The organism is Sinorhizobium sp. B11 (assembly GCA_039725955.1).
Classification (GTDB): domain Bacteria; phylum Pseudomonadota; class Alphaproteobacteria; order Rhizobiales; family Rhizobiaceae; genus Rhizobium.
Window position 1 is genome coordinate 1,114,289 of the sequence record CP091033.1, and the last position, 13,213, is coordinate 1,127,501.

At 57.8% G+C, this 13,213-nt stretch carries 14 protein-coding genes; 7 read left to right on the forward strand and 7 right to left on the reverse strand.

Annotation, left to right across the window (positions count from 1 at the left end):
* The first annotated feature begins 111 nt into the window (after window positions 1-111).
* Window positions 112-948: an alpha/beta hydrolase gene (locus LVY75_05035; protein XAZ19524.1), complete on the forward strand. Its 837-nt coding sequence runs from the start codon at window positions 112-114 to the stop codon at window positions 946-948.
* Window positions 949-1,009: 61 nt separating this feature from the next.
* On the opposite strand, the gene LVY75_05040 is transcribed toward LVY75_05035, so the two are convergent.
* The 6 genes from LVY75_05040 to LVY75_05065 form a co-directional block, all read right to left on the reverse strand.
* Entirely contained in the window at window positions 1,010-2,059 is a 1,050-nt protein-coding gene (locus LVY75_05040; GenBank protein XAZ19525.1) for a molybdopterin-binding protein, read from the reverse strand.
* Between the two features lie 15 nt (window positions 2,060-2,074).
* Entirely contained in the window at window positions 2,075-2,815 is a 741-nt protein-coding gene (locus LVY75_05045) for an XdhC family protein (protein ID XAZ19526.1), read from the reverse strand.
* On the reverse strand, window positions 2,755-3,063 hold the full coding sequence (locus LVY75_05050) for an XdhC family protein (protein XAZ19527.1): 309 nt from the start codon (window positions 3,061-3,063) through the stop codon (window positions 2,755-2,757). The genes LVY75_05045 and LVY75_05050 overlap by 61 nt, the downstream gene beginning before the upstream one ends.
* 37 nt (window positions 3,064-3,100) lie before the next feature.
* Window positions 3,101-3,550, reverse strand: a complete 450-nt coding sequence (locus LVY75_05055; protein XAZ19528.1) for a (2Fe-2S)-binding protein — start codon at window positions 3,548-3,550, stop codon at window positions 3,101-3,103.
* 23 nt (window positions 3,551-3,573) lie between these two features.
* Window positions 3,574-3,951: a cytochrome c family protein gene (locus tag LVY75_05060; GenBank protein ID XAZ19529.1), complete on the reverse strand. Its 378-nt coding sequence runs from the start codon at window positions 3,949-3,951 to the stop codon at window positions 3,574-3,576.
* Window positions 3,952-4,143: 192 nt separating this feature from the next.
* Window positions 4,144-4,698, reverse strand: a complete 555-nt coding sequence (locus LVY75_05065; protein ID XAZ19530.1) for an AraC family transcriptional regulator — start codon at window positions 4,696-4,698, stop codon at window positions 4,144-4,146.
* A 210-nt stretch (window positions 4,699-4,908) separates the two neighbouring features.
* Between LVY75_05065 and LVY75_05070 the strand changes: the two genes are divergently transcribed.
* The 6 genes from LVY75_05070 to LVY75_05095 all read left to right on the forward strand — a co-directional run bounded on the left by LVY75_05070 (window position 4,909) and on the right by LVY75_05095 (window position 11,345).
* On the forward strand, window positions 4,909-5,685 hold the full coding sequence (locus LVY75_05070; GenBank protein ID XAZ19531.1) for an SDR family oxidoreductase: 777 nt from the start codon (window positions 4,909-4,911) through the stop codon (window positions 5,683-5,685).
* Window positions 5,686-5,921: 236 nt separating this feature from the next.
* Entirely contained in the window at window positions 5,922-8,702 is a 2,781-nt protein-coding gene (locus LVY75_05075; GenBank protein ID XAZ19532.1) for a helix-turn-helix transcriptional regulator, read from the forward strand.
* 128 nt (window positions 8,703-8,830) lie between these two features.
* Window positions 8,831-9,661 carry an alpha/beta hydrolase gene (locus LVY75_05080; GenBank protein XAZ19533.1) on the forward strand — a complete coding sequence of 277 codons (831 nt, stop codon included), beginning with the start codon at window positions 8,831-8,833 and terminating at the stop codon, window positions 9,659-9,661.
* A 23-nt stretch (window positions 9,662-9,684) separates the two neighbouring features.
* Window positions 9,685-10,404: a hypothetical protein gene (locus LVY75_05085; protein ID XAZ19534.1), complete on the forward strand. Its 720-nt coding sequence runs from the start codon at window positions 9,685-9,687 to the stop codon at window positions 10,402-10,404.
* Window positions 10,405-10,546: 142 nt separating this feature from the next.
* The gene (locus LVY75_05090) at window positions 10,547-10,996 is read left to right on the forward strand and encodes a hypothetical protein (protein ID XAZ19535.1); all 450 of its coding nucleotides are present in this window, start codon (window positions 10,547-10,549) and stop codon (window positions 10,994-10,996) included.
* A 1-nt stretch (window position 10,997) separates the two neighbouring features.
* Window positions 10,998-11,345, forward strand: coding sequence for a hypothetical protein (locus LVY75_05095; GenBank protein ID XAZ19536.1), 348 nt, complete (start codon window positions 10,998-11,000; stop codon window positions 11,343-11,345).
* 137 nt (window positions 11,346-11,482) lie between these two features.
* Here the strand turns inward: LVY75_05095 and LVY75_05100 are convergent, their stop codons facing one another.
* Window positions 11,483-13,168: an FAD-dependent oxidoreductase gene (locus tag LVY75_05100; protein ID XAZ19537.1), complete on the reverse strand. Its 1,686-nt coding sequence runs from the start codon at window positions 13,166-13,168 to the stop codon at window positions 11,483-11,485.
* Window positions 13,169-13,213 lie beyond the last annotated feature (45 nt).

The following is a 13,213-nucleotide window of genomic DNA, read 5'->3' on the forward strand; positions in this document are numbered from 1 at the left end:
GCCGTTCGAAAACCTGCGGCGGAGCCGGATTGTCAAATATCCGAACTCTTTCCCAAGCCTATCCTGACGATTGATTTTCCCAACGCCGCAACCGAACAGGAGGCTATTTCAATGACCAACGGTTTGAGAATGCCCGAAACCACGGCATTCATTTCCATCGACGGCATCAAGGTACGAACTGTTAGCGCTAAAGATGCTCCCGGCATCCCTGTGCTGCTCACCGCACCTTGGCCGGAAAGCGTCTTCGCGTTCAATCTGGTATGGGCGCGTATCAGCGAACTCGGACCATTGACCGCAGTTGATCTACCGGGCTTTGGTATGTCTGAGGGCCGGGCAGACCTTATGTCGCCCCATGCCATGGGGGAGTTTCTCATCCGCATTATGGACGCCCTAAACATCGAACGCGCTCACGTGGTGGCTCCTGATGTCGGCACGCTCGCGGTGCTTTACGCAGCCAGTCGCCATGAGGAGCGCTTCGAAAGCATTGTCGGCGGCAGCGGTGGAACGAACGAAGAGGTTTTCGGCGAGTCCCTACGTCAGATCATGAATTCATCGAAGGGCGACTTCGCCAATTTCGATGGTGGCAACCGTGTCTATGAGCTGGTCAAGACAACAGCACGCGTGTCGGTCCCCGAATTCATCCTGCAGGACTACAAGAGCTCTTCCAATGGGCAACGTTGGAACGAAGCGGCGGACTTTGTTCGAGCCTATAAGCAGGACCTTCCGATACTTGCTGGGCTCTTGCCGTCGATCCAGACTCCGACGCTGGTGATCTCGGGCAAGGATGACCCGATCGTCCCGCCCGCAAACGGGCAGTTTCTTGCCGACCGGCTGCCGCATTGCCGCGCCGAAGTCGTCGATGCCGGACATTTCGTTTGGGAAGATGCGGCAGACACCTATGCCGAGTTGGTTTCAAGCTGGATTTCCGGCGGCTACAAAACGGCTTGATGCCGACATCAGAGAATGCGCGGGCTAGCGTGGTTTCGCTTGCCTGCGCCGCAACTCTTGGTCACGCAGATTCCCTGAAGTCCGGCGTCTCAACATTATTGGTCGACGCCTCCCTCAACTGGGGCCGCGACGAGATTTCCTTGAGTAATCCCCCAACGCCCATCTTGGCGATCGTACCGCTGTCGATGCGATCGCCCGCAAGCAGCCTGTCCAGCACCCAATCAAGACCATTCAGGGATGGACTGCGCGCGCATCCTGGCGCTCCAATCACTGGAACGTCGGCAATCATTCCGATTACGACCAAGTTGCCGGGATCTACAGGCATCCCTACTCGCTCAACCGTTCCGCCCGCCTCGCGGATCGCCGCGGGAATGACGTCGTTCGCATCCGCTACGGCCGACGCCCCGAACACGATGAGCATATGGTTCGAACCTGCTCTTTGATCGACTTCCACTCGCAGAACCTCGGCCAACGCATGCGTATCGTGTTCCGAGTATAGCGCCGAGACCAGCGTCGAGCCTCGCTCCTTCAACCGAGTCGCGGTTATTCGCGTGGTCTTCTCTACGATCTTCGCGCTAAGTGACGGCAGTGTGGTTGAGACCAGCGTAGCAGTTCGGGATTCAAACGGCCGTACGGATATTGGCGGCCGGGTGGAAGCTACCAGCCTTGCGGTCTCCACAGTCCGATATCCGACCGCAAGCGGTATGATCTTGAGCGTGCCGACGAGATCGCCCTCTGTTACCCGGCTGCGATCGTCAATGCACGCGAACGTGACCGCTTGATTGATGCTGTTGAATGAGTTGATCAGGTCGCGCTGAGCGATGAACAGGCCATCACCCTTGGCGTAGAAATTTACTCTTCCGCCGACGGCCGACTTCGAAACCACACCCTCTTTGGCAAAAGGAACACCCAGGATGTCGGCGGCTGTGACCTCGTCGATCTCATGTTCCTCGAACCGATGTGCAAGCACGTCGAAAACCCCGTGCGAAAGGAGGAAGGCTACGTCCTCCAATGAGAGGGTATGTCCCTTTGCAAATACCTTTCCCCCGACAGCAAGTCGGTGTCCGAGCATCATCCCGGTGGCCAGTTTCGTCTCAAACCTGCCGAACATATTCGCTCTCCCGCGTCATATTTTGGATCGCCTATGAGCGATGATCTCTGCAAGGATGGCGACGGCGATTTCGCCTGGCTCCCTCGCGCCGATGTCGAGGCCGATCGGGCCCCGAATGCGCTCAAGAAGCGACTGTTCGAAACCCTCCGCTCGGAGGCGCTCCATTCTCGCAACGTGGGTTCTCGAACTACCGAGGGCACCGATATAGAAGCTACCGGCCCTCAGAGCTTTCTCGACAGCCGGATCGTCGATTTTCGGGTCGTGACTCAGGGCAACGATCGCGGTGTTGGCATCGACTGATAATTCTTCGAACGCTTCATCGGGCCATGCTGGAAGCACGACGACACCGGGGAAGCGGTCCTCGGTTGCGAAAGCCTCCCGCGGATCGATAACGATGGTCTCCATCCCCGCCCGGATCGCCATAGGTGCCAATGACTGTGCGATATGGACTGCGCCGATTATCAAGAGCCGGATCGCGGGACGATGCACATTCAGGAAATATGGAATACCGTCGATCTCGGTTCTGGAGGAAAGTCCGTCCGTCAGGGCGCGGCGTGCAGCTTCGGCGACCGCACCGTCGACGCAATCGGCAGCTCTTAACAATTCCTGGCTTCCTGTGACGAGATTGATGATCTCAACCACCGGAATCCTGTGTGCCTTCGCCGAGTTGAGTGCGGTGACGAGACTTAGGTCCATCAGTTCAGCCTCGATACGAATACTGATATAGTACCGCCACACGAGAGCCCGACGCGCCACGCTGTTTCGTTCGCAACGCCGAACTCGATAAGCCTAGCTTCGCCGCTGCCAATTACGTCTATTGCCTCGAGGACAACCGCGCCCTCGACGCATCCGCCTGAAACCGATCCTTCGAAATTCCCTTGGTCATCGATGACCAATCTGCTCCCCGCCGGCCGGGGCGACGAACCCCATGTGCTTACGACGGTTGCGATAGCCACTCCTCTCCCTGAACGGTGCCATATTTCGGCGGTCTCCAATGGATCCATTTGACTATTCCTCACGCAAGAATTTGATCATTGAAGGTCAGGCCGATGCTGAGTGGATCGCTTCCCGAATCCGGACGTATGTGCCGCATCTGCAGATGTTGCCTGCCATGGCTTCGTCGATCTCAGCGTCGGTCGGCTTCGGGTTGGCGGCGAGCAGAGACGTTGCCGACATTATCTGTCCTGACTGACAGTACCCGCACTGAACGACTTCTTTCTCGAGCCAGGCGGCCTGGACCTTCGCACCGATTTCCGTCTTGCCCACGCCTTCGATCGTCGTGATCGTCTGGCTGTCAATCATATCCATGGTCGTCTGACATGCGCGCACGGCCACGCCATCTATATGGACCGTACAAGCGCCACACTGGGCAATGCCGCATCCGTATTTGGTACCTGTCATGCCGAGGATGTCGCGCAGCACCCAAAGGAGCGGCATTTCATCCGGGGCATCGACCTGATGCGTTTCGCCATTAATAACGAGGCTTTTCATCTTTCCGCTCCTCTGGTGCCGGATTAGTGGACAGTGAGTGTTTTCAGGTAGGCAATGACATCGGCGCGATCCTGATCCTTCTGGATCGACACGGTCATTCGGGTGCCCTTTACGACGCCCGAAGGCGACTTGAGGAATGCGTCCAGCGTAGCCTCGTCCCACGTCAGGCCCGATGACTTCATCGCTGCCGAATAGCCGTAGCCATCTGCTGTTCCGGCTGGACGATCGACGACCCCAAAGAGCCCCGGGCCAACCTTGCTCTGCTCGGTCGTGGCGTGACAGGCGCTGCAGCGTGCGAAGAGCTTTTGGCCTTTCTCGGGGTCACCATCAGCCCACGCGCTCGAAGCAGGAAGCGCGATCGCCACCCAGACGAGCGTCAAAAGACAGAATTGTTTCCTCACCGTATCCTCCGTTGAAAAAGCAGTGACCCGGTGGTGCTAAATTGCTCCACCGGGTGGTTGCTAACGCGCGGCCTCGTGCTGCACGCCTGATCCTGGAAATCCGACAACCCGTCGGGTAGCGCCTCTACGGCCAACCACTCGCCACTTTGCACTGGCGCGCCGGACACCCTGTTTCGCCAGAGCCCCATGCGCCTATACCGCCATCGCGGATTCAGACGACTGTGCGAGCCTCGACCAAGAATGGGGGACAGCGGCGACGCCGGTTCCAATCGTATGGCGTCGCCGCCAATTCAAAGGCGTCACACCGACCAGGCGTTTGAACACCTTTGAAAGATGAGCCTGATCGCTCAGACCGCATGCCTGTGCGATTTGGCTTAGGGGTTCGTCCGTTGACGTGATGAGGAATTTGGCGGCTTCGATCCGTCGTGCAAGAACGTAGTCGTAGGGAGACTTGCCGAACGAAACTTTGAAGCCCTTGGAAAAGCGGCTTGCGCTAAGCCGAACCTGCGCCCCGAGCTCCTGCACCCTTATGCAGCATTCGACGTTATCGTCGATGTACCGCACAATCTTGTTTTTTTGCCATTCGGCCAGGCCGGCAACCGTCCTACCTCGGGGAAGCGTCGGTGCCCTAGCGGGGACTAGCGCCGGCGTTGGGAAATGCGCCGTGAGGCCATGCGTATTCAAACTCCACACTACGGCCTGATTATTGATCGGACGCAGTTGAGCGGATGAGATTTGGTTTTGCATTGGCGTAACTCGTTGCTTCGGATGCCATGAAACCTAGTCTCGGCATTCGGCGCTAAGCGAGTTAAGCGATGTTAAGTCTGATTAGCGTTGTTACGGTTTGTGTGGTGGCCGCACGCTGCCCAATCTTACAATACTGGTGTCGCCCGTTCGCATATCGCGGCTTGATGGGCGAAGCTCGGAATACGCTTCGTTGCTGTTGTTCTGAAGGAAATGCCAGTGCCAGAATTGTCCGACGACAACTTACGCCCGCTTGCAGGCCGGGTGGCGCTTATAACCAACGCTGACAAAGGGGTTGGACGCGCAACCGCCAAACTGCTTGCCGTGGCGGGGGCCGACCTGGCGCTGACAGTTGATACTGATGAGTTGTCTCCCGACTTTATCACCGAGCTACAACTGGTCGGTGGACGGGTCATGACCTTCGAGTGGCCAAACGCCGGATCGAGCGTCGAATGCACCCGCCTGGCGCGAAGCGTAGTCTCTTCAATGGGGCGTATCGATGTTTTGATCGCCAACGCTCACCATCGCGCCCATTGGCAGGTCGATGACGTAGATATGGACGAGGACGCGCTTGAAGCACAGTATTCAGGCACCGTGCTGGCTATGTCGGCTCTCGTTCGGGCTTCCGTGCGTTTTATGGAAAACGGAGGACGAATAATCGCCCTCAGTGCCAGCCTCGCCGACAGGGTCGGAGCTCCGGGCTTAGCGGACTACGCGGCCACGAGAGCGGCGATCACGGCTTTCTGTCGTGGTGCAGCGCACGATCTCGGGCCCAGAGGGATCAACGTCAACGTGGTCCAGATTGGATCGATCCAGGTCGATCTCGCCGAGGCGTCGAGTGAAATGCTCGAAGCCGAGAAGCAAGCGAACGTCCTTAAACGCTTGGGAACGCCGGAAGAGGTCGCGCAGGCGATCCTTTTCCTCGCCGGGCCCAACTCCTCGTTCATCACCGGAAGCGTTCTAAACGTTGACGGTGGATACAACGCCTAAGGACAACCTGACCCCACATACGCTCAATGGTTCGTTGCATAAACTGACCGGTTGGTCTATCTCCGCGATAAGACCAAACGCGAGCCTGACGTGGGAAAAGACTGCCTACCAACTACTCCTGCCCGTGCTTTTCGTGCCGAGCCTTCACTTGCGACTGCGCCGCTATGCGGCTGCGTTCGCGGTCTTAGTTCTCTGCGCGCGCGTCGCTACAGCCTCAATGTGGCCGGGTATCTCCAATGACCGTACTAAGGTTTGGACGGTTCGAGTTGGATACTGCCCAGCGTAAGCTGTCGGAATCCGGAAACGCTCTTCAGCTCGGCGGAAAGGCGTTCGACATACTGGCCGTCCTTGCAAAATCGGCAGGGGAAGTGGTCAGCAAGGAGACTTTGCTCGCTGCGGTATGGCCGGACACGACTGTAGAAGAAGGCGCGCTCCGCGTGCACCTCGTCACCCTGCGAAAACTGCTCGGCGACCGGACTAGCGGAAGATACATCGAGAACGTGCCGGGTAGAGGCTATGTTTTCGTCATGCCCGTCGAGGGCCCCGGTGTCGAGTCGAACAGTCAGCCGGCAGCCAAACCCCATGTTTTGCAACAAAGTTTTCCTCGACTGACTGAAAGGCTCATCGGTCGAGACGAATTCGTGGCGGAAACCGCGGCTTTGCTTTCGACCAACCGTCTGGTGACAATTTCGGGCGCTGGTGGCGTCGGAAAGACCTCTGTGGCGCTTGCCGCTGCCGAAATCGTAAGTGCGAGCCGCGAGGTTTTGTTCATCGATCTTGCCGCTCTGAGTGAGGAAAGGCAGATCGCGCCAACGTTGGCCAGCCGTCTCGGGCTGAGTGTCGTTGTCGACAACGCGGAGCATGCGGTCCTCGAAGCTTTGTCGGGGCGCGACCTCCTCCTATTGTTGGACAACTGCGAACACGTCATCGCTAAGGCGGCTGTCATCGTCGAAGAAATTCTCGCGACCGCCAGGAAGGTAAGCGTGCTTGCCACAAGCCGCGAACCCCTGCGCATTGGCGGTGAAAGAATACGGCAGCTACCGTCCCTCCCAGTGCCTCCGGAAGACAGTCCGCAATCGTCGTTGCTGAAGTATCCCGCCGTAGAGCTGTTCGTTGACAGAGTAATGTTGTCTTCCGAGTTGGAGGACTTCAAAAATCCCGAAACACTGGCGGCGGCGGCGTCTATCGTCCGCCGTCTCGACGGCATCCCGCTGGCTATCGAACTTGCTGCATCCGGTGTCGCCAACCTTGGCCTCACACATCTCATCGGATCGCTGAGTGACCCTCTAGCGGTATTAAGAAGGGGACGCCGAACAGCCCCTCCAAGGCAACAAACTCTACGAGCTACGCTCGATTGGAGCTTTGATAGCCTCACCGACAAGGAACGTCTTCTGTTTGAATACTGCGCGATGTTCGCCGGCGCGTTTTCGACCGATGCCGCGTTGACGCTCTGCAAGGGCGTGATGCCGGAGGAGGATTTCTACGAAGCTTTTGACGGCCTGTTCTTGAAGTCGCTTTTCTCGGTTAGCGGCGGCGACGGCAAATATCGACTTCTCCAGACGACGAGAAGCTACGCTCTGGACAAGGTCAAAAGAGGCACTCAAGGCAGTGTTCTGCATGCGGCCCACGCGGACTATTGCGAAAAAGCGCTCGCCAACGCCGCTCGTGACTGGCCCACACTCGTTACCGCCGATTGGATGCGCCTCTATGCCGATCTCATCCACGAGATTCGAAGCGCGATCCACTGGTCATTTGAGACGCCAGAAACTACCGAACTGGGAATGCGTCTTGCCGCCAATTCCAAGATTCTCTGGATTCAGCTCGGATTGATGAACGAGCAGATACAGGTTCTCGACGAAGCCCTTAAACACATGCCGGGATCCAAGCACGAGGGTACGGAAATCGAGCTTGACCTCCGTCATTCCAAAGGAAGCGCGCTCTATCACGCGCAGGGGCTCTCTAAGGACGACGATGCACTCCACGAAATTGACCGCGCGATAGAGATTGCGACTGACATCGGGAATCTGGGCAAGTGCATCCAGGCAAACGCCGCGAGAACGGCCCTCCTCAGCTCGCACGGTAGATACCGGGACGCCATCGACGCCGCACTTGCGCTGCGCGAAAAAAATCCACAGCTGCCATCTCATATGTTCAGCGGTATGCTTGAACACAACTATTTCTTTCACGGTGATTTCGTCCATGCACGAAGCGAGCTAGCGGGCTCACTTGACGATGGCAGCGGATCCCTACGGCGAACCGCGAATGCCGGACTTGGTTTCGACCAACGGATAGTCGGCCTAGCGGTCCTGGTGTTCGTGGACTTTTTCGAGGGGAATATCGCCACCGCGATGGATCGGCTTGAGGCGTCGGTACGCGAAGCTGAGGATTTGGGGTATTCGATCGCTTCGTGCCTTCTCCTGATGCTGAGCGCTTTTCCGATGGCAACACTTGCGGGCCGACCTCGCCAAGCGGCTGAATATATCGACAAAGCAGAAGGCCTAGCAAAACAGCAGAGGCTCATCCGTTGGCAGCAGTGGATTTCTTCCTATCGGAACGGGCTATTTGGCGATGACAATCTTAGCGGCCTGGAGAAGGAGCTCTCCGTTGCAGCGGCGCTAAGGCTGGAATACTACATTGTCATCGCCGGTGAGCGCGCTCGGAAAACCCACATCGAGCGTGCCCTCCAGGGTGACGCCGGTTGGTGTCGTCCTGAGCTACTTCGCTTGTTGGCAATCGCCGAGTTTCCGACAAATCCGGAGCTTGCGAGGAAAATCGCCACGGATGCGGTGACACTCGCGCGCAAAATGGCAGCAACGTTCTGGGAACTACGCTGTCTGATGACAAAATACGAGCTATCGCCGCGCTCCGATCAACCCCGTATCGTCGATGATATCGAGGTCGCAATCGGCAAATTCGAACCGGGAAGCAAGACCGCCGATCTCGATCGAGCAACGGACCTGGTACGTTTGGCCCCTTGCCGCAACGGTCTAACCTTCGAGAGCGATTCCGCTTCCTAGCTCGGTGCCGACCGTTGTCGAGCGGCTATCCGTAATTCAACTTAACACTGATTAACTCGCGTAACGGCACCTTAATCGGCACTTTCCTTCGCACCACCAGGGACGCGATTTCAAGGAAAGGATGCACGATGTCCGTCAAGCTCGAAGAAGCCGAAACAAGATATGTCGAGGCATACGGGGTTCGCTACGCGTACCGCCGGCTGGGAACCGCAACCGGAACCCCGCTAATTCTCCTGCAGCATTTTACCGGAACAATGGATTCGTGGGATCCGGCCGTTGTGAATGCTCTAGCCGCGGATCGCCCTGTTATCGTTTTCAACAACGCGGGTGTCGGCACATCCGGAGGCAAGACGCCTGATAACGTCGACCAGATGACAACCGACGCCGAGAGCTTCATTGCAGCGCTTGGCTTCGAGAAGGTCGATCTCCTCGGCTTTTCCCTTGGCGGTTTCGTGGCGCAGCTGATGGCCGCTCGACCAGCCGTCAAGGTTCGCAAAATCATCCTTGCCGGCACTGCGCCCAAGGGTGGCGAGGAACACTTGATGCAGGTCGTCGAGGAAGCCTTCGCTCAAAACGCCGATGACGTTCGCCTTCCGCTGTTCTTCACGCCTTCGAAGGAAAGCCAGACTGCGGGCCAGGCATTCATCGACCGCGCCACTGTCCGTACGGATCAGCGCGATCCGGAGAGCCAGGAATCCGTGAGCAATCCGCAAGCCGCCTCCATCATCGGATGGTGCGCGGACAAAGACCCCGGCCATAAGTCGTTGAAAGCGATCAAACAGCCGACGCTCATCATCCACGGCAGCGACGACACGATGTTCCCCTCCATCGACGCGTACGAGATGTTCAAAAACATGCCGAACGCAACGCTCGTTTTATACCCGGATTCCGGTCACGGCGCGCTGTTCCAATACCCCGAAACGTTCGTCGCCCACGTCCAACACTTCCTGAACACCTAAACAACACAACCACGGAGACGAAAATGCCCTCCCTCGTCGAGAAAATCATTGCCGCTCATGGCGGCTTGGAGAATTGGAAGAAGTACACACGCCTCACGGCACATCTGAAGCAAGGTGGCGTTTTGTGGCCCCTTAAAGGACACCCCGGCCAGCTCGATGAAACCAACGTGGCGGTCGGTCTCGGTGAGGAGTGGACTTCTCACGACCCTTTCAGCGCCGATGGCAAGGTGACACGGTTTGAGCCGAAACTGGTCCAGATCAAAGATGCACAGGGAAAGGTTGTCGAAGAGCTCAAGGATCCACGCTCGTCCTTCGCCGGCCACACGTTGGAAACTCCTTGGTCCGACCCGCAGCTTGCGTATTTCGCGGGCATTGCCATGTGGACATATCTGAACATGCCATTTCTCCTTGCTGCGCCCGGCGTCGAAACGGAAGAAATCGGCGAGTGGGTGGAGAACGGCGAGACTTGGCAGCGGTTGAAGGTCACGTTCCCCTCGAGTATCGCCACACACAGCACCGTGCAGACACTCTATGTGGACGACAACGGCCTCCTCAAGCGGCACGACTATGACGTCGAGATTGCCGGAAATACGCCCGGTGCACATTACATTGGCGGCTATAAGGAGTTTCAGGGGCTTATGTTCCCCACGGAGCGTCGCATCTTCCCCCGACAGCCGGACGGAAAATCGATGGCGGAGCCTCTGGTCGTCTCGATCGATCTCTCCGATATCCGTCTTTCGTAAAGTAGCAGGCGCGGGCAACAACCCGCGCCTTTGCCGCCGGCACGGCTCGCTGGTGTCACTGAGTGCCCCGAAGTTTTTAGCCCCCCAACTAGACCTGAATTGTTGACTGTTCGCGACCATGAGAGAGTTCACGAGAAATGCGTTGCAGCATGTTCCGGCTTTTCGAAGGTTCGCGAGCGGGCATGCAGCGGATATAGAATCGGCTGATGCTCTGGTTTTGAGCGCACTAAAGAAGCTGAGGGCGCGATGGATGCTCGGCCTCGATAACGTTAAGATCGAAGGCTTCGGATTGATCCATAGTCTCGCGCAAAGCGGTGTCGCTATATGCGATGGGTTCGACAGCAAATCGACGCTGGAGAACGACGCCGTAATCGTACGTGCCCTCCGCCGGTTGCGGACACTCGACAGGAGTATGATCTTGCTCACATCCGTCGAACAGCTTTCCTTTCACGATGTCGCGAACGCCTTGGGTGTTCCCGACAGCTTCGTCATAAACGAACTGCCTCTCGCGAGAGAGCGTTTGAGGGAGATCGTCGAGCTTCCGTTACGCACGGGTGCCCACAAGAGAGCGCACCTTGAGAGGATCAAATAAGATGCCAGACATCACCGAGATCGAGATCCAGCTGTACATCGACCACTCGCTTTCCGAAGAGCGAAGACTGGCTGTCAGAAAACACCTCTTCAACGATCTGTCATCGGCGCAACGCATCGGCACATATGAACGCCATGCTGACGCACTAAGAAGAGCGCTAATTCCAGTCGCCGAAACGCCTCTTCCCTCGATTTTCGAGCCAAACAGCCTTGAGACCGAACTTTCCCGTTCGCCATCGATACCTCTGAACGCGGTATCCGGAGCGCTATTGGCGATCTTAGTCACCTATGTCGCGTGGGGATGGGGAGGGTTGCTCACGCATCAGATAACCCACACTTTGTTGCGCTAGTGCCGCGGCAGTGAGAAACCTGATTTGCACAAAATCGCTCGCGGTGCGTCGCGCACCGAGAGCTCTCGTAGCTGTTATGCCCTTCTTGAGGATCCAAGCCTCGACTGAAGGCAATATACCGAGACCGCCTTCGCGGCCTAAGCCATCGCGTCCAGTAACTTCAGCGCCTGGTGAATCTGACTGACTACCGCGGCCCCCTCACCCACTGCCGCCGCCACCCTCTTAGTGGAGCCGGCACGAACGTCGCCGATCGCGAAGATGTTGGGTATGCTTGTTTCCAGAGCGAGCGATTGTCTTCCGACAGATGAAGCCACTTCTTCGTCAAACACCCGTCCTGTGAGCACAAAACCGCTGTTGTCGGTGTCGATTTTGCCGCCTGTCCAATTCGTGTTGGGGTCGGCCCCGGCGAACAGAAAGAGGTGACTGAAATCGCAGTCTCTCGTCTCCATCGTCGCCTTATGCTGCAGAACACCCGAAACATTCGGCCCGTCGTCCCTGCTGACCGATACCAGTTCACAACCCCGATGTATTTCGACATTGGGCAGCGCAGCTATTCGTTCGATGAGATATGACGACATCGTCTCGGATAGATCGCGGCGGAGGATCATGTGCAGCCGCTTGACGCGCGGAGCGAGGAACACCACCGCCTGGCCAGCTGAATTACCGCCTCCTATGAGCGCTACATCAGAGTCCTCGCAAAGCTTGGCCTCGAGCGCGGATGCCCAATAAGAAACGGTGCTATCCTGAATCTCCGGCAAGCCTTGGATCTCGGGCGTGCGATACCGGGCACCGGATGCGATCACAAGCGCCTTCGCGCGAATTGACTGCCCGTCCTCAAGCGTAAGGGATATGGGTGCCGACCTCGCGCGAGACGTCTCGGGAGCCGTAAGTTCCCTGACCTTCAGCGGAAGCGCAACCTCTACACCGAACTTGAGTGCCTGGCTGAAGGCACGACCCGCAAGTGCCGCCCCGGAAATCCCGGTCGGGAAACCGAGGTAGTTCTCGATACGGGACGAACTTCCCGCCTGTCCGCCGATCGCGCGTTCGTCGATAACGATAGACCGTAGACCCTCGGAAGCCGCATACACCGAGGTCGCGAGGCCTGCCGGCCCTGCACCCACGATCGCAACGTCGTATAGGGTATCCGGATCGAGTTCCGGCATGATCCCGAGACAAGCGGCCGCCTCTCCATCCGTAGGATTTCTAAGCACGGTGCCGCTTGGGCAGATCATTAGCGGCAATTCATCCGCCGATATTCCGAGGCGCTCGACGAGGACGAGCCCTTCCTCGTCCGACTTGGCGTCAAGGACCGTGTGGGGATATCCGTTGCTGGATAGAAATCCTTGAAGGCGCATGAGCGAAGGATCGCCCGATGCCCCGACGAGGATAGAGCCGCCTACGCCGGCGTCGAGGTAAGCAACTCGGCGAAGGATATAAGCGCGCATGACAGTCTCGCCGACTTCCGCGGACCCGATTATCAGTGCGCGAAGGTGTGAAGCGTCGAAAGCAACTGCAACACACCCGTCGGGTCCGCTCCTAAGCCCCGACAAAGCCGGGCGGCCGGACAACTGGTTTATTTCGCCTGAAAACTGACCCGCCTTGTGTGCGGCGACATCCTGATCACCGCGAAAACCGTCATGCCGGAACGCATCGATCTGCCCTTCGAGAACAAGGTAGGCTGGCGCATTCCGCTCACCGACTGGAAATATTTCCTGGCCGGGCGCGAACTCAAGCGGCCCCGCGCTGGCGAACCTGCGGGCGGTTTCGACCTGCAAGGGCGTCAGCGTCGGAAACCTCTGATAGTCACGGGAACCGCTGTCCATAGTACGTCCCTTCTCAATGCGTGAGCGGGCCTTGCATGGCTTGCT